18 protein-coding genes and 2 riboswitches are annotated in these 17,423 nt (G+C 46.5%); of the genes, 6 read left to right on the top strand and 12 right to left on the bottom strand.

Annotation, left to right across the window (positions count from 1 at the left end; genetic code table 11):
- Positions 1–129: 129 nt before the first annotated feature.
- The 6 genes from JNUCC21_RS07195 to JNUCC21_RS07170 form a co-directional block, all read right to left on the bottom strand.
- Positions 130–390 carry an aspartyl-phosphate phosphatase Spo0E family protein gene (locus tag JNUCC21_RS07195; RefSeq protein ID WP_003154690.1) on the bottom strand — a complete coding sequence of 87 codons (261 nt, stop codon included), beginning with the start codon at positions 388–390 and terminating at the stop codon, positions 130–132.
- A gap of 280 nt (positions 391–670) precedes the next feature.
- Positions 671–1,207, bottom strand: coding sequence for an acireductone dioxygenase (locus JNUCC21_RS07190; protein ID WP_012117415.1), 537 nt, complete (start codon positions 1,205–1,207; stop codon positions 671–673).
- A gap of 15 nt (positions 1,208–1,222) precedes the next feature.
- Complete coding sequence (locus JNUCC21_RS07185; protein WP_014417578.1) at positions 1,223–1,852, bottom strand: methylthioribulose 1-phosphate dehydratase; 630 nt, start codon at positions 1,850–1,852, stop codon at positions 1,223–1,225.
- Positions 1,810–2,514: a 2-hydroxy-3-keto-5-methylthiopentenyl-1-phosphate phosphatase gene (mtnX, locus tag JNUCC21_RS07180; protein ID WP_369878703.1), complete on the bottom strand. Its 705-nt coding sequence runs from the start codon at positions 2,512–2,514 to the stop codon at positions 1,810–1,812. Before mtnX ends, JNUCC21_RS07185 begins: the two co-directional genes overlap by 43 nt.
- The gene (gene mtnW / locus JNUCC21_RS07175; protein WP_159078063.1) at positions 2,511–3,725 is read right to left on the bottom strand and encodes a 2,3-diketo-5-methylthiopentyl-1-phosphate enolase; all 1,215 of its coding nucleotides are present in this window, start codon (positions 3,723–3,725) and stop codon (positions 2,511–2,513) included. The genes mtnX and mtnW overlap by 4 nt, the downstream gene beginning before the upstream one ends.
- A gap of 81 nt (positions 3,726–3,806) precedes the next feature.
- Positions 3,807–3,906: riboswitch (SAM riboswitch) on the bottom strand.
- 36 nt (positions 3,907–3,942) lie between these two features.
- Positions 3,943–5,139 (bottom strand): pyridoxal phosphate-dependent aminotransferase, encoded by a 1,197-nt coding sequence (locus tag JNUCC21_RS07170; RefSeq protein WP_108654844.1) that lies wholly within the window; start codon positions 5,137–5,139, stop codon positions 3,943–3,945.
- Positions 5,140–5,230: 91 nt separating this feature from the next.
- On the opposite strand from JNUCC21_RS07170, the gene JNUCC21_RS07165 reads away from it, so the two are divergent.
- From JNUCC21_RS07165 to mtnA, 3 genes are all read left to right on the top strand, one after another.
- Positions 5,231–6,010, top strand: coding sequence for a carbon-nitrogen family hydrolase (locus JNUCC21_RS07165; protein ID WP_015239733.1), 780 nt, complete (start codon positions 5,231–5,233; stop codon positions 6,008–6,010).
- 92 nt (positions 6,011–6,102) lie between these two features.
- Positions 6,103–6,257, top strand: a riboswitch (SAM riboswitch).
- A gap of 109 nt (positions 6,258–6,366) precedes the next feature.
- On the top strand, positions 6,367–7,551 hold the full coding sequence (mtnK, locus tag JNUCC21_RS07160) for an S-methyl-5-thioribose kinase (protein WP_108654845.1): 1,185 nt from the start codon (positions 6,367–6,369) through the stop codon (positions 7,549–7,551).
- A 6-nt stretch (positions 7,552–7,557) separates the two neighbouring features.
- Entirely contained in the window at positions 7,558–8,619 is a 1,062-nt protein-coding gene (gene mtnA, locus JNUCC21_RS07155) for an S-methyl-5-thioribose-1-phosphate isomerase (RefSeq protein WP_369878702.1), read from the top strand.
- A gap of 242 nt (positions 8,620–8,861) precedes the next feature.
- On the opposite strand, the gene JNUCC21_RS07150 is transcribed toward mtnA, so the two are convergent.
- Both JNUCC21_RS07150 and JNUCC21_RS07145 read right to left on the bottom strand, forming a co-directional pair.
- The gene (locus tag JNUCC21_RS07150; RefSeq protein WP_085341934.1) at positions 8,862–9,359 is read right to left on the bottom strand and encodes a methylated-DNA--[protein]-cysteine S-methyltransferase; all 498 of its coding nucleotides are present in this window, start codon (positions 9,357–9,359) and stop codon (positions 8,862–8,864) included.
- Positions 9,356–11,575 carry a PAS domain-containing sensor histidine kinase gene (locus JNUCC21_RS07145; RefSeq protein ID WP_020955724.1) on the bottom strand — a complete coding sequence of 740 codons (2,220 nt, stop codon included), beginning with the start codon at positions 11,573–11,575 and terminating at the stop codon, positions 9,356–9,358. The genes JNUCC21_RS07150 and JNUCC21_RS07145 overlap by 4 nt, the downstream gene beginning before the upstream one ends.
- Before the next feature lie 255 nt (positions 11,576–11,830).
- On the opposite strand from JNUCC21_RS07145, the gene JNUCC21_RS07140 reads away from it, so the two are divergent.
- A complete protein-coding gene (locus JNUCC21_RS07140) occupies positions 11,831–12,853 on the top strand; it encodes an acyltransferase family protein (RefSeq protein WP_072589023.1) in 1,023 nt (340 codons plus the stop codon).
- Between the two features lie 41 nt (positions 12,854–12,894).
- On the opposite strand, the gene JNUCC21_RS07135 is transcribed toward JNUCC21_RS07140, so the two are convergent.
- The 4 genes from JNUCC21_RS07135 to htpX form a co-directional block, all read right to left on the bottom strand.
- Positions 12,895–13,065, bottom strand: coding sequence for a hypothetical protein (locus JNUCC21_RS07135; RefSeq protein WP_007610936.1), 171 nt, complete (start codon positions 13,063–13,065; stop codon positions 12,895–12,897).
- Between the two features lies 1 nt (position 13,066).
- The gene (locus JNUCC21_RS07130; RefSeq protein ID WP_041482012.1) at positions 13,067–13,741 is read right to left on the bottom strand and encodes a DUF421 domain-containing protein; all 675 of its coding nucleotides are present in this window, start codon (positions 13,739–13,741) and stop codon (positions 13,067–13,069) included.
- Positions 13,742–13,835: 94 nt separating this feature from the next.
- Positions 13,836–15,188 carry a TrkH family potassium uptake protein gene (locus JNUCC21_RS07125; protein ID WP_007610933.1) on the bottom strand — a complete coding sequence of 451 codons (1,353 nt, stop codon included), beginning with the start codon at positions 15,186–15,188 and terminating at the stop codon, positions 13,836–13,838.
- Between the two features lie 158 nt (positions 15,189–15,346).
- Complete coding sequence (htpX, locus tag JNUCC21_RS07120) at positions 15,347–16,240, bottom strand: protease HtpX (RefSeq protein ID WP_025284642.1); 894 nt, start codon at positions 16,238–16,240, stop codon at positions 15,347–15,349.
- 148 nt (positions 16,241–16,388) lie between these two features.
- On the opposite strand from htpX, the gene JNUCC21_RS07115 reads away from it, so the two are divergent.
- Both JNUCC21_RS07115 and JNUCC21_RS07110 read left to right on the top strand, forming a co-directional pair.
- Positions 16,389–17,090: a DUF1836 domain-containing protein gene (locus JNUCC21_RS07115; protein WP_007407208.1), complete on the top strand. Its 702-nt coding sequence runs from the start codon at positions 16,389–16,391 to the stop codon at positions 17,088–17,090.
- A gap of 135 nt (positions 17,091–17,225) precedes the next feature.
- Positions 17,226–17,420 carry an alpha/beta-type small acid-soluble spore protein gene (locus JNUCC21_RS07110; RefSeq protein WP_003154717.1) on the top strand — a complete coding sequence of 65 codons (195 nt, stop codon included), beginning with the start codon at positions 17,226–17,228 and terminating at the stop codon, positions 17,418–17,420.
- Positions 17,421–17,423 lie beyond the last annotated feature (3 nt).

Here is a 17,423-nt window from a genome sequence, read left to right as displayed (position 1 = left end):
CGGCAGATAGTACGAGGCGCTTCGTGAGCCGTGTCAGCGGAAAAATGTGCTGACTGTACGCGGTCATCTTTCGGATGCGGCGCTTGATCAGGAAGCGCATTCAGTCTTCGTTATCTGTTTTATCATCAATCATTTGTTTGCTTCATATGCAGGCATGACGTCACCGCGGGAGAACAAGCCTATTTTCTTCACAAGGCCCTGTATTCCTTGGTGATGTGTACGATCACGGTTTACCAGCTGCTGATACGCGTTCATCAGACAGTCCAGTTCCTGGCTGTGCCTGATCGTGTCATATCCTGTAAACCCTTGCCTGTTAGCCGCATCTATCATCATTTTTCTTTTTTTATCAATAGATACAAGCAATTTTTCTTGTTCAGAATAACTGCCCATTCACTTCACCCCTCACCGCTAAAAGAATAGGAAACAAGTTTGATTGGGTTATTGAGCATTATTACAGATTATACTTTATTTGTAAACATTTTTTTACTAAATAACTTATTTTTTCATTTCATATTGGAATCTTTAGCATGAATACGAGAATAATACCCATTCGGGTAATGATATAAACAGAATGCGGCATATTCAAGAATTAAAAAACAGCCACAGCTGACTTTATATTACAATAAAAAACCTCTCATGCCGGCGTGGGCATGAGAGGTTCGGGCGTCTATCAGTTTTGCACACTTTCATTTTCGTAAATCGGCACCCAGCCCTCAGTCGTCACGAAGATTCGGATTGCGACGACCCGGCGGTCTTCCTGAAGCGTAAAGTAGTGGCGGATGTTCTCCGGAACTGAAATCAAATCTCCCGGATTTAAACGGACGTCGAAAAATGTGCCGTCTTTGCCTTGAATGACGAAGATGCCGTGTCCGCTGACGATAAAGCGGACTTCATCATCCGTGTGGTGATGTTCTCTTTGGAAATTTTTTAATAATTCATCAAGATTCGGCGTGGTGTCTGATAAAGAAATGACATCCTGAGACTGATATCCGCGCCGGGCTGAAATGTCCTGAATCTCCGTGTCAAACACCGCGAGAATCCGTTCTTTTTCATCTTCGGTTAGGTCGTATTTTTCCGAAAGCTCAGACGGAAGTTTTTCAATGTTCCACTGCTCATAGATCACCTCTTGTTCGTCTAAGAAGCGCGCTACTTCTTCCTGATGTTCAATGAGCGTATTTTTTTCGTCATGAATTCTGATGGTCGCCATTTTCTATTCCTCCTTTTATTTTACCAGCTGCGGCCGAAGTGACAGAAGCTTGAGGTGACAGCTGAATAAAAATTCATAGGCTTCCAGCACCCTTTTCGCTTCAAATGCGGTCCGCCCCCATGCCGTAATGCCGTGATTGCGGATTAACACCGCGCCTGAGCCGGCGTCCGCATGGTGCGCGAAGTTTTCGGCCAATGCCGGGATATGCGCCGGATTGTCAATGATCGGAACGGTCACGGACGCGTTTTCCTCCCATAATCCGAGCGCCTTAATCATCTCCTGCCCCTGAAAAGTGATTTGTTTTTCATCCCCGTAAAGCTCTGAGATGACATTATTATTGACAGTATGGACATGCAGACAGCAGCCGGCGTCTGTCTTTTGGTATAAGTAAGTATGGAGAAGCGTTTCCGCTGAAGGTTTTAAAGAATGGCCGGTCTCAGCGGGCTTCCCGTACTCATCGATTAAGAGAAAATCTTCGTCTGTTTCTTTTCGTTTGTCTTTTCCGCTCGCCGTAACGAGAAAAGTCAGCGGCCCGTCGGATACTTTGATGGAAAGATTCCCGCTCGTTGCCGGGAACCAGTCTCTTTCAGCCAGCTCGCGTTTTACCTCGGCAAGTTCGCGCCAGCGTTCTTCTTTTGCAGCCATGCCTGCACCTCCCCGATGTTTTCAATGCCTGTTTTCACCTCATGAAAATCTTGAAAAGGCAGATGCCGGAGGCCGAGTTCTTTGCATTCAGTCAAAAGATAATCTCTCGCAAAGCACATATCGGACAACTTTGCAGCCTCGACATCCGTGACCGAATCACCGATCATAACGAGAAATTTCTGCTGATCGGATAGCTTCCGGATGACTGACGGTTTGCAGCAGCCGCATTGATTGGTACAGTCTCCATCACAAGCGTGCGGCCAGTCTATATGAATATATTCATGGTCAAAGGATGCATGATTGCAGAAAATCCGCTCCTTTTCTACGATCCCTTCCAAAAGCGGATGCACAAAAAAGTCCATTCCCCCGCTTACGATATAAAACGGGAGGCCGTTTGACCGGACAAACGAGACAAAATCCAAAAAGCCGTCCCGTATTTTCGCATCCTTCAGGATAAAGCCGGTCAGTTCTTCTTTTAAGCTGCTCGGCAGCAGTCCGAACATCCGGCCGACTCCTTCTTGGATTGATATGCTTTTAGACAGAACACCGTCTTTTATTTCAAGCCACTCAGGAGGCGCGAATTCTTTCATCATTCTGACAATGTTGTCGTTCATGGTGACCGTTCCGTCGAAATCACAAATAATCAGCGGCGTGCGGGTCATACGGCTTCCACCCTTCCCCATTTGTCTAATGCGAGCTGAAGATCTTTGCACGACGCGGCTTTTTCTTCAATCGGCTGCGCTTCAAGCACCGCATCAATGACGGCGCGGAACGCTCTTCCGCCGCCCTCGGCTCCTTTCGGATGGCCGTGAATGCCTCCGCCGGCATTGATGATGTGATCGATGCCGAAATCGCGCATCAATAATGGCACCATACCGGGGTGAATGCCTGCTGACGGGACGGCAAACGACGGATGAAAGACATCGTCTTTTACACATTCATCATGGATTGCAAGTGCGGACTCCTTCGGAAGAGCAACGGATCCGTAAGGTGACGGAAATAAACTGAAATCAGCGCCGCAATAGCGGTTCAGCTTGCCGAGCAAAAGCGCATGCGACAAGCCGTAAACAGGAGATGATGTGAACGCGCCGCTGACTGCCGGGTGCGCCATGATCGGAAGCGGGATTTCCCTGTCTTCAGCAAGGCTCTGCATCACATCTAAACCATAAGCGAACACATTCAATAAAAGCGCGTCCGCCCCGAGTTCTGCCGCGCGCCTCGCTTTATCCCGCAATTCAGCGGTCCTTCCCGTAAGGTTTACGGCATACAGCGTTTTATGCCCCGTCTCCTCCCGGGTTTCCTTCAGGACTTGTTTTCCTTCGATAATGCGGGTTTCAAACGGAGCCAGTTCATTTTCAAAGAAAATTTCGTCGTCTTTAATCAGATCCACGCCGCCGAGCGCCTGCTGTCTGAGCTGTTCTTTAATGTCGGCGAGATCCCGTCCGATCACGCCTTTAAATATGCTCATCAGAAGCGGTCTTTCAAATTCGCCCAGCAGTTTGCGGATACCGTATATACCGAATTTCGGCCCGGGAAGGGAGCGTTTAAACCCTTCGGAAAATTCAAGATCAGTCAATTTTATTTTTCCGTCCAGTGACAGCTTTCCGAATACCGTCGTCAGGACGGCCGGAATATCTCTTGAAAAGTTCGCCTCGGGATAGGCGATGGTGATGACGGATTGTGTTTCGTTTTCTGAGGTTCCTTCTATCTCCTCAACTTTTACGACCCGCCCTTTATGTTTTCTGAGCTGTTCCTGCTTCACCAGGGGCAGGTCAGTCCAGGAGCCTACTGTCAGCCCCGCCGCAATCTGTTCCGCCCGCTTTTCACTGTCCGTTGTGTCTGTCAGAAGATATGTTGCCAATACCTCGCTCATGCGTGAACGCCTCTCTTTCTTTCGCAAAACATAAAAAAACCTCTTCCGTATGAGCAGAAAGAGGCTTCGTGTTATGTCCGAATCTTATCTCTCAGCTCCTGCTGCAAGAATTAGCACCGTGCTTTATCAGTCGGTTGCCGGGCTTCATCGGGCTCGTCCCTCTGCCTGCTCTTGATAAGAATAATGATTTTATAAAGTATTTTGAATTATCGCATTGTTATCCTGATATGTCAATGCTTTTTCGGGTGAAAAGATTCAGTTTCCCGATCCGTTCCGCAGCTTCTTTAAGTCTTTCTTCACTTGTCAGAAGACCGACTCTTATATAGCCTTCCCCCCATTTTCCGAACCCGTTTCCGGCAGCGACCGCGACATCCGCTTTCTCGAGCAGCAGATCTGAAAACGACTGTGACGTATAACCGTCAGGCACAGGGAGCCATGCAAAAAAGGAGCCCGCCGGAGCCGTCACATCCCAGCCGATATCGCGGCAGGCTTTAATCCATGCATTGCGTCTCGATTCATATCTGTCATTTTGCGCTGCGACGCATGCCTGATCCGCTAAAAGAGCGGCTGCCGCCGCCTGCTGCGCCGCGGGAAACAAGCTGACAAACATATGATCCTGATATAGGTTGATCGCTTCGATGACAGAAGCGTTTCCGACGGCAAATCCGACCCGCCAGCCCGCCATATTATACGTTTTGGACAAGGTATAGATTTCGATTCCCGTCTCTTTTGCGCCTTCGGTCTGCAAAAAGCTCAGCGGTTTATGCCCGTCAAAGCCGACGGCTCCGTACGCGAAATCATGAATGACACAAATGCCGTTTTGCTCCGCAAAACCGACCGTCTCCTCGAAAAACGCCTCTGTCGCCACAGCGCCGGTCGGATTATTCGGATAATTGAGATACAGCAGCTTCGCCTCACTCCGCACCTTTTCAGGAATTACGCTGTAATCAGGGAGAAACCCTCTTTCTTCTGTCAGCGGCATCATTTCCATTTTCGCTTTTGCAAGGGCGACGCCCGACCAGTAATCAGGATATCCGGGATCAGGCACCAGAATGGTATCTCCCGGGTTTAAAAGACATTGCGGAAGCTCAACAAGTCCCGCCTTGCCTCCGAACAGCACGGCGACTTCCGTTTCCGGATCAAGCGTGACCCCGTACTCCCTTTCATAAAATGCAGCGGCTGCTTTTTTGAAGCTGTAAGCGCCCCGGAATGATGAGTATTTATGATTTTCCGGCCTTTCGACGGCGCGCTTCATTTCTTCAACGATATGCTGAGGCGTCGGCTGATCAGGGTTTCCCTGCCCTAAATTGATGACGTCTCTGCCTTCTTTCAGCTTTTGATTCACTTTTTGCACCAATGATGCGAAAAATTGTTCCGGCAGCTGTTTGAGTACATCTGAGATTTCAAAGTTCATATTTTCACCTTCTAAAAATGTCTTGAAATGATAGTCCATCATCATATATGGTTAAATAAAAAAAGTAAAGAGAAACTTGAGGTGTTAAAAAATGAAATGGACCGTTTCCTGTTTGCAATTTGATATTTCATACGGAAATCCTTCAGAAAACTTTAAAAAAGCAGAATCTTTGATTGAGCAAGAAAGCCGCCATGCTGATGTAATCGTGCTTCCTGAGTTGTGGACGACCGGCTATGATCTCACACGGCTAGACCAGCTGGCGGATGAAAACGGCAAAGTTTCGGAACAATGGCTTAAAGAAACGGCAAAAACATACAACGTACACCTCGTTGCCGGATCTTTTGCGGTCAAAGAAGGCGAAAATGTCTATAACACCATGTACATCGCCGATAACAGCGGACAGATCGTGAAGCGGTATCAGAAAGCCCATCTGTTTCAGCTGATGGATGAACACCTTTACTTGGCAGCAGGAAACAGCGACGGTTCCTTTGAGCTTGACGGTGTCAAGTGCGCCGGGCTGATCTGCTATGATATCCGTTTCCCCGAATGGATCAGAAAGCATACGTCCCAGGGCGCGAATGTCCTGTTTATCTCTGCGGAATGGCCTCTGCCCCGCCTTGATCATTGGCGAAGCCTGCTTATCGCCAGAGCAATTGAAAACCAATGTTTTGTCGCAGCCTCTAACTGCACGGGGTCCAATCCCGATAATGAATTTGCCGGCCACAGCCTGATTATTGACCCGTGGGGCCGGATTTTAGCCGAAGGAGACCGGACGGAAGGCGCAGTCCGGGCGGAAATCGATGTGTCAGAAAGCGCGGACGTGCGGGGAACCATTCCGGTTTTCCAAGACTTGCGGCGTGATTTATATTAATTTTCAAAAAAATGTTGACAAGAATATCCGGCACCTGCTAATATTTTCATCAACTGATTAATCCGAATTGTGATACAAATCAATATATTTTTCTCTTATCGAGAGTTGGGCGAGGGATTGGCCTTTTGACCCCAACAGCAACCGACCGTAATTCCATTGTGAAATGGGGCGCGTACATTTTGCGCCGAGACGATTGTCTCATAAGGCACGGTGCTAATTCCATCAGATGTTATCTGAGAGATAAGAGGCGGACTGCACTGTTTCAGCCTCCTTCTCTTTCAGAGAAGGAGGCTTTTTTTCGGGCGTATTCTCCGTCACGATCTCTTACTGCCACTACATAATTGGAGGGTAAATCCATGTCAGCAACTAAAACAAGTCTTTATGAACAATTAACAGAAAGCTCCGCCGCCGCGTTAGCCGTCAAGCTCGGCTTATTCCAAAGCAAAAGCACTCTGACATGCCGTGAAATCGGCGACGGCAATTTAAATTACGTCTTTCATGTTTACGATAACGAAAACAAAAAAGGACTGATTATCAAACAGGCGATTCCTTACGCGAAAGTCGTCGGTGAAAGCTGGCCGCTTACCATTGACCGGGCGAGAATCGAAAGCAGCGCCCTCATCCGCCAGGGCGAACACGTGCCGCACCTCGTTCCGGCCGTTTACTATTCCGATACTGAAATGGCCGTCACGGTAATGGAAGACCTCTCGCATTTGCGAATTTCAAGAAAAGGGCTGCTGGAAGGGCAGCATTATCCGAACTTATCGGTTCATATCGGTGAATTTTTAGGGAAAACGCTCTTTTACTCATCCGATTATGCGCTTGATGCGAAAGTAAAGCAGCAGCTCGCAAAGCAGTTTACAAATCCTGAGCTTTGCAATATTACGGAAAGGCTTGTGTTTACAGAACCGTTTCTCGACCATGAGACAAACGATTTTGAAGAGGAGCTGCGCCCATACGCAGAAAAAGTTTGGAACAATTCCCGGCTGAAAGAAGGCGCTGACGAATTGAAAGCCATCTTTCTGAATTCCGCGGAAACATTGGTTCACGGCGATCTGCACACGGGAAGCATCTTCGCAGATGAACATGAAACAAAGGTGATTGACCCCGAGTTTGCTTTCTTCGGACCGATCGGGTTTGACATCGGCCAATTTATCGCCAATCTGCTGTTAAACGCCCTCAGCCGCGACGGTGACGACAGACAGCCGTTATATGATCATACTGCCGCCGTATGGGATACATTTGTGAAAACATTCAGTGAAGCATGGGAGAAAGACTGCTTGCCTTCCCGCAGACACCTGCTGGAAGACACACTGAAAAACGCGTTTGAGGAAGCGGTCGGTTTTGCGGGATGCGAACTGATCCGGCGCACGATCGGACTCGCTCATGTGGCTGACTTAGATGAAATCACTCCGTTTGACAAACGAATCGAACGGAAGAAGCTGGCGCTTGACATCGGCGCCTATTATATCGAAAACAGAAAAGAACTGAAGCATATCACCGAGGTTCTGGACCAATTTAAGCTCCGTGTAAAGGAATGATGCAGCATGACCAATGAATTTGCCATCCCCCGTTCTGTAGAATGGAAAGAAACCTACATCCGCATTTTAAATCAGCAAAAGCTTCCCGACGTCACTGAATATGCGGAACTTAAAACAAAGGAAGATGTATTCGACGCGATTGTCACGCTGAAAGTAAGGGGCGCCCCGGCCATCGGTATAACCGCGGCGTTCGGACTCGCGCTCTCCGCCAAGTCGTTTGAAGCCCGCGACCTTTCAGATTTCCGACGTCAGTTCGCGGATGTCAAAGCATATTTAAACAGTTCAAGGCCCACTGCCGTCAACCTCGCGTGGGCGCTTGACAGACTGACGGATTCCATCAGGGATGCGACCTCAATCAATGAAGCGAAGACAACGCTCGTTCATGAAGCCATTCAAATTCAGATTGAGGATGAAGAAACATGCCGTATGATCGGCCAAAATGCGCTGCACCTTTTTAAAAAAGGCGACCAGATCATGACCATCTGCAATGCGGGCTCGATCGCCACAAGCCGGTACGGTACGGCGCTTGCTCCCTTTTACTTAGCGAAACAAAAAGACCTCGGCCTTCATATCTACGCATGTGAAACAAGACCCGTTCTCCAAGGATCACGGCTGACGGCGTGGGAGCTGATGCAGGGCGGAATTGATGTCACGCTCATTACCGACAGCATGGCCGCCCATACAATGAAGGAAAAACATATTTCTGCGGTCATTGTCGGCGCTGACAGAATTGCAAAAAACGGTGATACGGCCAACAAAATCGGAACGTACGGCCTCGCTATTTTGGCAAACGCCTTTCAAATTCCGTTTTTTGTGGCCGCACCGCTTTCGACATTTGACTTGCAGATTGAAAACGGCGATCAGATTCCGATTGAAGAGAGAGATCCGGATGAAGTCAGACAGATCTCCGGCATACGCACCGCTCCCGAAGATGTGCCGGTCTTCAATCCGGCCTTTGACATCACACCGGGCAGCCTGATTTCCGGCATTATAACCGAGAAAGGAATTGTGACCGGCTCTTACACGGAAGAAATTGAACAATTATTCGCTGACTGCCAGCTGAGCTGAAAAACCGCTGATGATATTGCCTCAGGCAATGTCAGCGGTTTTTTTGTCTGCACAATGTAATCACTTCATCTTTTTGGACGGCTGTAATGAGATGCATTTTAAAAAACAGCTCTGCATAGCCGGCTATCTTCTGCGGACGGCTCATTTTCATCAGGCTTCGTCCTCCTTTTTCATCAGACCAACTTTTTTTCACTTAATAAAATGATATGTCGGACGTGAAAAAACGGAACGTGCCATACGCTTTATTTTTCTTTATAGGATATTTGTTCGATGTTCAGCAGCACCGCTTTTACATCCGTCTTCGTGCCCGCGTATCCCGTTAAGGCGCTGTCTTTGCCGATTACCCGATGGCACGGGATCAAAATCGGCAGCCGGTTTCGTTTATTGGCTTGTCCGATGGCGCGCACCGCTTTCGGTTTTCCGATCGCTTCAGCCATATCGCCGTAGCTTCGGGATTCCCCGTAAGGAATCATCGTCAGCGCGTTCCATACCCTTTCCTGAAAGGGTGTGCCTTTTTGTCTCAGAGGCAGAGAGAATTGCTTTCTTTCTCCTGAAAAATATGATGCCAGCTGCTGTTTCGCCTCCGACAGCAAAGCGGTTTCGCACGGCTTTACGCCGGGCGCGTCTTTCCGCCATTCCTCAAAATCTTCCCCGGTGAGAAACAGGCCGGTAATAAAGCTCTCTTCCTCTGTTATGATGACGGTTCCAAACGGCGCTCTCACACTTGTAAAACAGATCATTCCCCGCTCCTTCTTTCTTCGGTATTCTGCCGGATCGGAAGCGTCAAATGAAAAACGGTGCCCTTCCCTTCTTCACTTTCCACATGAATGCGGCCCTGATGTTCTTCGATGATTTTATAGCTGACCATGAGACCGAGACCCGTTCCCCTGTCTTTTGTCGTGTAAAATGGTTCACCCAGACGTTTTAATTTGTCTTCGGAAATGCCTGTTCCTTCATCTTGAATAGAAATCAAAATGTGGTCTTGATCAGAAGACTGAATGGTCACGTAGATATTGCCGCCGCCCGGCATGACTTCAATGGCGTTTTTTAAAATATTGATAAACACCTGTTTTAATTGATTCGGTTCACAGTAAATCGGCGGGATGTTTCCGGTCAGGTTCAGATGGATCTGCACATTGACAAGATTGGCCTGGGCATTCAAAAGATCAGCCGTGTCTTTCATAATCTGCGTCACGTCTTTTTCTTCATATAATATCGCCTGGGGTTTCGCTAAAATTAAAAATTCAGTGATGATAGACTCGATGCGTTTTAATTCTGAGGTAATGACGTTAAAGTACAGAGAATATTCGCCTTCAATGCTTCCTTGAAGAAGCTGAATGAACCCTTTCAGCGCCGTCATCGGGTTTCTGATTTCGTGGGCGATGCCCGCCGCCAGCTCCCCTACAACATGAAGAGTGTCGGATTTCCGCAGCCTCTCTTCAAGCTCTTTGGCCTCTGTGACATCTTTAAAGATGGCCAGATTCATATTTTGAATGATATTTCTTTTGAAGGAGAATTCCAGTTTGCGGCTGTCGCTGCTGCTTAACAGGAAGGGGATTTCATTATCCATTCCTTCTAAATCAATCTTTCTGGCGGGAACACCCGCGTTTTCAATATCAAATAAAGAAAGAATATCCGGAACGGTGTACGCTCTCAGCTCCTCATCCGGCATACCGAGTATACGGCTTGCGAGAGGATTCGCGTCAATAATGCGGAATTGGTTGTCAAATAAGACCTTGCCGTCCATTGAGCCGTTGAATACTTTTCTGAATTTCAGCTCGCTTTCCCGCAATTCTTTTTCCATCCGCTTACGATCGCTGACATTTCTTAAAATGGTTAAATGCTGACCTTCAAGTATGGTTCGTTTTGATGTGAATTCCAGCTCTTTAAATTGGCCGTTTGCCATCTGAAACAGCATTTCTTCACGGATTTCCCCATATTTTTCATATTTTTTCTTAATCTGCTTATATTTTTTCTGCGGATCAACGATAAACGTACATAAATTCGTCTCCACCAGCTTATCCATCGGCAGTTCGAAAATGCGGCACGCCGATTCGTTTGCTTTGGCAATCTTTCCGTCATCAGACCAAATGACAATCGCGTCCATGGCGTTTTCAAAAATTTCGCGGAATCGCTCTTCGCTTTTGAAAAGTTTCAATTCCATCAACCGTTTCTCTGTTATGTCTCTCATAATGGACATGTAGAACCCGCTGATTAAGTTGGACGTAATCGTAAATTCAAACAGCTTCTCTTCGCCGGACCGAAGCTTGACGGGCAGTTCTCCTTTGGCGTTTCCTTTTCTGCGGAGGGTTTCCCAGATTTCTTTCAGATGCTTTTTGTTTTCTCCGTCGGTAAAATGGCGGAGCGACAGATGGGACAATTCATTCTGGCCGATCTCAAAGCTTTTGCAAAAAGAGAGGTTCGCATCAATAAACCCGCCGTCCTTATCAAACAGCACGATGCCGTCGACAGCCCTGTCAAACAAATCTTTAAACAGCTGCTCGTTCATGGAGAATTCGCGCTCTAATATTTTTTTAGAGGAGATATCCCTCATCACCACAAAAAAATAATCCTCCCCAATTCCGTCTCTGGCGAGGAATTCAATGTATTTCGTCGCGCCGCTGTCAAGCTTAATCGGCACCTCTTTCCACAGATGGCCTTTTTTTAAAAACTTTTTCACGGCCTTATTCAGTTCTTCCTGAGGCACGGAATATAAAAAATCCAGGACGGAGCGGTTAATGAGGCTCTCTGCCTCAATCTGCATCATCCGGGCCGCAGCCTCGTTCGCCTGGACGATTTTCATTTCCTTACGGCATATAAAAATGGCATCAAGCGTGTTATTCATAATCACGTGATACCGGTTCAAATCACTCTTCAGGCGGTCATTTTCCTCTTTCATCCGCTTCAGCTGCTCTTTCAGCGACTCGTTTGTTTGCAAATCCAGAGTTTCAGCCATTCAGTACACTCCTTCTTCAAAAACCTATCCTTCAATATTTCTACAAAATACCTCATCTTCCTTCATTCGCCCTATACATTTCAGAAAATTTCAATGATATGACAAGTTAAAGTCTTTTTCTACGATCCTTACCTCCCCATTACATCATCCTAACAATCCCTTTTGTCCTCCTTCAATTTTTTGTTTTTTATTTTAAAATGAACACCAACAGGAAATAATCATGCAGTGGATGATTTTTGAAGAGAAGGTGATGCTATGACAAAATCGCGAGACAGTTACTTTGACAACGCCAAGTTTATCTTGATTTTTCTGGTGGTGTTCGGCCATATCCTCCGGTCATTTATTAACGGAAATGAGTTTATGCTCCATCTCTACAAATTCATTTATACTTTTCATATGCCGGCCTTTATCCTGGTTTCCGGCTATTTCGCAAAAAACTTTAAGCGGAAAGGTTATGTGAAGAAGCTGGCTGTGAAGCTGATTATTCCGTACTTGATTTTTCAGGGCATTTACTCAGTTTTTTACTATTTGATTCAGGATGAAAGCATGGCAAGCGTCAATCCGATTGATCCGCAGTGGTCTCTCTGGTTTTTAGTCAGCTTATTCTTTTGGAATCTGCTGCTTTACCCCTTTACGAAGCTGCCGAAAATGTGGGCGCTTGGGGCGAGCTGCGGGCTTGCCGTCATGATCGGGTATCTTGATTTTATCAGCAGCACGCTGAGTCTTTCACGGACGTTTGTTTTTCTACCGATGTTTCTCGTCGGGTTTTATTTAAAGAAGCAGCACTTTGATTTGCTTCGGGCTAAAAGAGGCAGGCAGATTGCCGCGGGCGTACTGGGGATTGTTTTCCTCTTATGCTGGTGTATTGATTTTGATTACTCGTGGCTGTTCGGATCGGAGCCTTATTCTACATTCGGCACAGTGTCGCTGTTGAGCGGTCTGTCGCGCATCGGCTGGTATGTTTTGGCCTTTGCCGCCACTTTCAGCTTTTTAGCGCTCGTTCCGCAAAAGCGTTATTTCTTTACGAAATGGGGTACGAGAACGTTTTACGTGTATCTGCTGCATGGATTCATTATAAAAACGCTGCGGCAGATCGGGCTTGAAGATCACTTATCTGATTATCAGAATTTAGTCATGCTCTTAATGTTAACGGCCGCTCTTACGTCCATTCTCTCCAGCAATGCGGTGAAAACGGCCGCACAGCCGTTCATTGAGCTGCGGATCACCGGCTGGCTTGAAGCGGTGAAAGGAACAAGAAACAGTGCTTATTCGAAATAATGCAAAATACCTCTTAAGCGTTGCCGCCTAAGAGGTATTTTTTATTGTTTGCCGTCTTCTTTTTTCTTTGGCTTCGTCTGTTCAAGCGTTTCAATCCATTTTCCGGCGTTATAATCACCGAGCTCGCTTGCAAACTCTTCTTCAAGCAATTTAGGGTCCATCGGCTTTTTATGGTTTTGCATGTCTTTGCTGTGGCGGTTTTTTTTCGTCATGTTACTCGCCTCCTTGTTTGCCGTGTTTTGATTTGCGGTTTGCGCCTCTCAGTCCGGGATCACCGTCATATTGTGTTTTGTATGCATCTTTGTCCATGCTCTCAGTCGGTGTGTTGTTGTTGGTCAAAGCTTCATTCTTTGCTGCTTTGCGTTTCATTTGATTTCCTCCTTCTGTCAGCAAATCTGTTTTGAATTCATCAAGCATTTTTTTCAAGTCGCGCACTGTCACGTTTTTGGCCTCATCAATGAGTTCATAGCCGATCTGTCCGTTCGGCTCAAGCAGAACATATTTAAAATCTTGAATGTCTCCGAGGCCTTCCTGCCTGATCCTCATTGACAGCTGAGCTTCGGTAAAACGCATTTTTTTTAGGTTTTCCGGGATGACTTTTCCGTTTCTGACAACGGCGACGGTTTTTCCTGAAAATAAAAACTCAAAAAAGCTTGATTTGATTTCTAAATATTCCATCAGGATTAATACCGCAATAAAAATCGCCGCCGCGAAAATGGTTTCCCATAAATTATGTTCAATAAACGGCTGAATAATAATCGAGCCGATCGAAATCATGATGACTGTCTGGGTCACCGACAGCTGGCTGATTGATTTCCGTCCGGCAATCCGCAATAAAAAGGTACCGACCGCTATCATAACTACCGACTTCCAAAATACGGCAAACAATGACGTCACCTCTTTACAAGTAGAATCTCCAAAGAAACTGTTTCCACACATCCATTTTACGGCAATAAAAAACACCGCTTTCTAAAAAGCGGTGTCAGCCGATAATCATTCTTTCCTTCGGATAGTGATAATTTGCTTCGATTTCTTTTCGGCCGATCAAATAAAGGAACGTCAAAATGCCGATCCGGCCGATAAACATGACAATCATGATCACGCATTTTCCGATGTCGCTTAAATGCGGAGTAATCCCAAGCGACAGGCCGGTCGTTCCGAATGCGGAACACACTTCAAAAAGCAGTCCGAGGAGCGTCTGATTTTTCTCCGTCACGGACAGAATCAGCGTCGATCCGAACACGAGCAGAATCGCCATCATCGTGACGACCAGCGACTTCATGACATCAGCCTGATGAAGCTCGCGTTTAAAGACCTTGACCGCTTTATTCCCCCGGGCAAAATGAAACAGGGCAAGCAGGTTAAGCGCAAATGTCGTCGTACGGATTCCGCCGCCGACCGAGCTCGGTGATGCGCCGATAAACATGAGGGCGCAGATGAAAAATAATGTCGGCGCCGACAGCTGGCTGATATCAATTGTCGCAAGCCCGCCGCTTCGCGTAGCGGTTGATTGAAAGAGACATAAAAATAAAACATCATGCCAGCTTTTCCCCTTCATGACATGGCTTGCTTCAAGCGCATAAATGCCCACGGCTCCGAACAAAACGAGCATTCCGAACGTAACGGTCGTAATTTTCGTAAACAGCGTGAATGAGTATCTGCGCTGTTTTGAAAACAAAAAGTCTTTTACTTCTACGAGCACCGGAAAACCGATCGCACCGAAAATAATCAGAAGCATCGTAATAAACTGCACGAAATAGTCATGTCTGAACGGGACGAGTGAATTTCCCGTAATATCAAAACCGCCGTTTGTCGTGGCGCTGACGCTCGCAAAGAATCCATGCAAGTACGCCTGTTCAAACGAATCATAATACGTTAAAAAATATGTTCCTAAGATGATGCCGCCTAAAAACTCGATTAATAAAATCAAAAACAGCACTTGCTTCATCAGGTTGACGATACCGGAAAACTGCGATTGATTCTGATCCACCATAATGAGCTTCCGTTCCCGCAGACCGATCCGTTTGCCCATAATGAGCCAGACGAATGTTCCGAGCGTCATGATGCCGATTCCGCCGAATTGAAGCACGAAAGCCAAAATGACAATCCCGGCCGTGCTGAATGTATCAGCCGTGTTGACGACCGTTAAACCGGTGACACTGACTGAGCTGACAGCCGTAAACAGCGCGTCTATAAACGACCAGCTGGCCCCTTGTTTGTGGGCGGCCGGCAGACTTAGCAAAATAAATGCCACCGTTACAGCAAGAAAATAATATAATGCAATCAGCTGTGCAGGCGACAAGATCTGTATGAATTTCTTCAGTTTTAATTTCATAAGATAGTTCCTTCTGCCTCTCAAATGTAGTACGTAATTATTCTAATGATATTGGGAGAATTTTTAAAGGTCTTTTTAGAAAGATTTTTCATTACCTTATGTAATTTGCCGATCTTTAAACAAAAAACCTCTGAAACGATTGTCAGAGGTTTTGTTGATTATTTTGCTTCCAGCCTGCGGATACGCTCATCGAGATCAGGGTGTGTGGAGAACAGTGACGAATGCTTTTTGCCGTTAATTTTTAACGTCTGCACCGCCGTCTGGTCCTCTTCATTCACATGTCCTGTATAAGACTTCAGCGTACGCAGGGCGTGAATCATTTTATCCTTGCCGGCAAGGTCTGCACCGCCGCGGTCAGCGTGAAACTCTCTGTGGCGCGAGTAGGCGAAGACGACAAGACTGCCGAGAATGGAAAAGATAATCTGAAACACGATCATCGCGATAAAATGAACGACCGGCGCAAGGTCTTCTTTGACAAAGCGGCTTGCAACCCAAGCCGCGATTCGGGAAAGGAATACGACGAACGTATTGACGATTCCCTGCAGCAGCGTCATCGTGACCATATCACCGTTTGTGATGTGTGCGACTTCATGGGCAAGAACCCCTTCCACCGCAGCATCATCCATCTGCTGCAATAAACCTGAAGAAACCGCGACAAGCGAACGGCGCTTAGAAGGTCCGGTCGCAAAAGCATTGACCTCCGGGGAATGATAAATGCCGACTTCAGGCATTTTCGTCATCCCTGCGGCACGGGCCAATCTGTGCACACGGTCAACCAATTGCTGTTCTTCATAGCTGAGCGACTGTTTCTTCGGATTTAACACCCGGACGCCCATCATCGTTTTGGCCATCCATCTGGACATTCCGAGAGAAATAAAAGAACCGACAAAACCGACGACAAGACTGAACACGAGCAATGCCATCAGATCAATGCGGCCATTTTGTATATACGAGCCGACACCGGTAACGCTTGTAATAATCGTAAGCACAATTCCGATTGTCGTAATGACCAAAAGGTTCGTTAAAATAAACAGAAATATTCTTTTCGCCATAATTACCTCCGTCTTTTTTAAGATCAAAAGAACTTATTTACTTAAATTATAAATGATCTGTTTGAAAATGCAACAATTTCGACGTATGATGTTAATGTAATTCTCAGTGATATTAAAAAGTGAACACGTAATCAATCAGAGGTGAACCATGAACACGTTTAAACTGACCCGAACTGATATGGTCCGGCTTCTTTACGCGCTAAAAGGCCAAGGAGACGCAACCCCTCTCCAAATCTTATTGCAATCAGCGGATATGACCTTGGATGAAGCGGAAAGCCGTCTGCATATCCCTGAATTTCTGACGAGATTCGAACGAAAAAAAGAGAAAAAGGAATACGGGCTTTCAACTAACGAGATTGTCGAGCTGGGAAATCTGTGCGAGCTGACGTCTTTAAAATCAACCGCCGTCCAAAACTGGGTGAAGCGCGATATTAAAGATTTAATCGGCCACCCCTTACTCGGCAAAAAATATACAATTGAACAAGCTGTCATCCTTCTCATTGTACGTGATTTAAAATCAATTTATGACTTCGAACATATACGCGGCATATTAAAAATCGCTTTTAACACGATCACAGACAGATCAGACGACGTCATCAGCCCGATCAGCTACTATGAAAGCTGCGCCCAAGTGATTGATTATCTTCATCATAAGGCAAACCCGCCGATGAAGGAAACGAGCCTGCAGGAGCTCGTCGAAGAGCAGACGGACAAGCTCAAAGGCTGCTTTAAAGAACTCGGAAGCGGACAATGGAACAATATCAGATCCATAATCGCCGTCACGGTGCTCTCCGTTTTGACTTTCCATATTCAAGCCTCAGCCTACAAAATGACCAGCCATTTATTATAATTCATAACGCTTCTTCGCCCCGGTGTCTGCGCCGGGGTTTTTTTGCTGTACAACAATTGCCAGCATAATCAATACCGTTCCGTTTGAAACTAAAACGCGAAAACACATCTTGCCAGAGAAAAGGAGATGAAAAAGATGGCGAGCAGAAATAAACTCTTAGTTCCAGGGGCTGAGCAGGCACTTGACCAATTTAAATACGAAGTGGCTCAAGAATTCGGCGTGAACCTTAGCTCTGATACAGCAGCACGCGCAAACGGCTCTGTAGGCGGGGAAATGACAAAACGTCTTGTACAGCAGGCTCAATCACAATTAAACGGGAAAAATCAATAATGC

Source organism: Bacillus sp. JNUCC-21, from assembly GCF_041222765.1.
GTDB lineage: Bacteria > Bacillota > Bacilli > Bacillales > Bacillaceae > Bacillus > Bacillus velezensis.
Note: the sequence above shows the minus strand (reverse complement) of the source record. Positions and strands in the feature narration are given on the sequence as shown.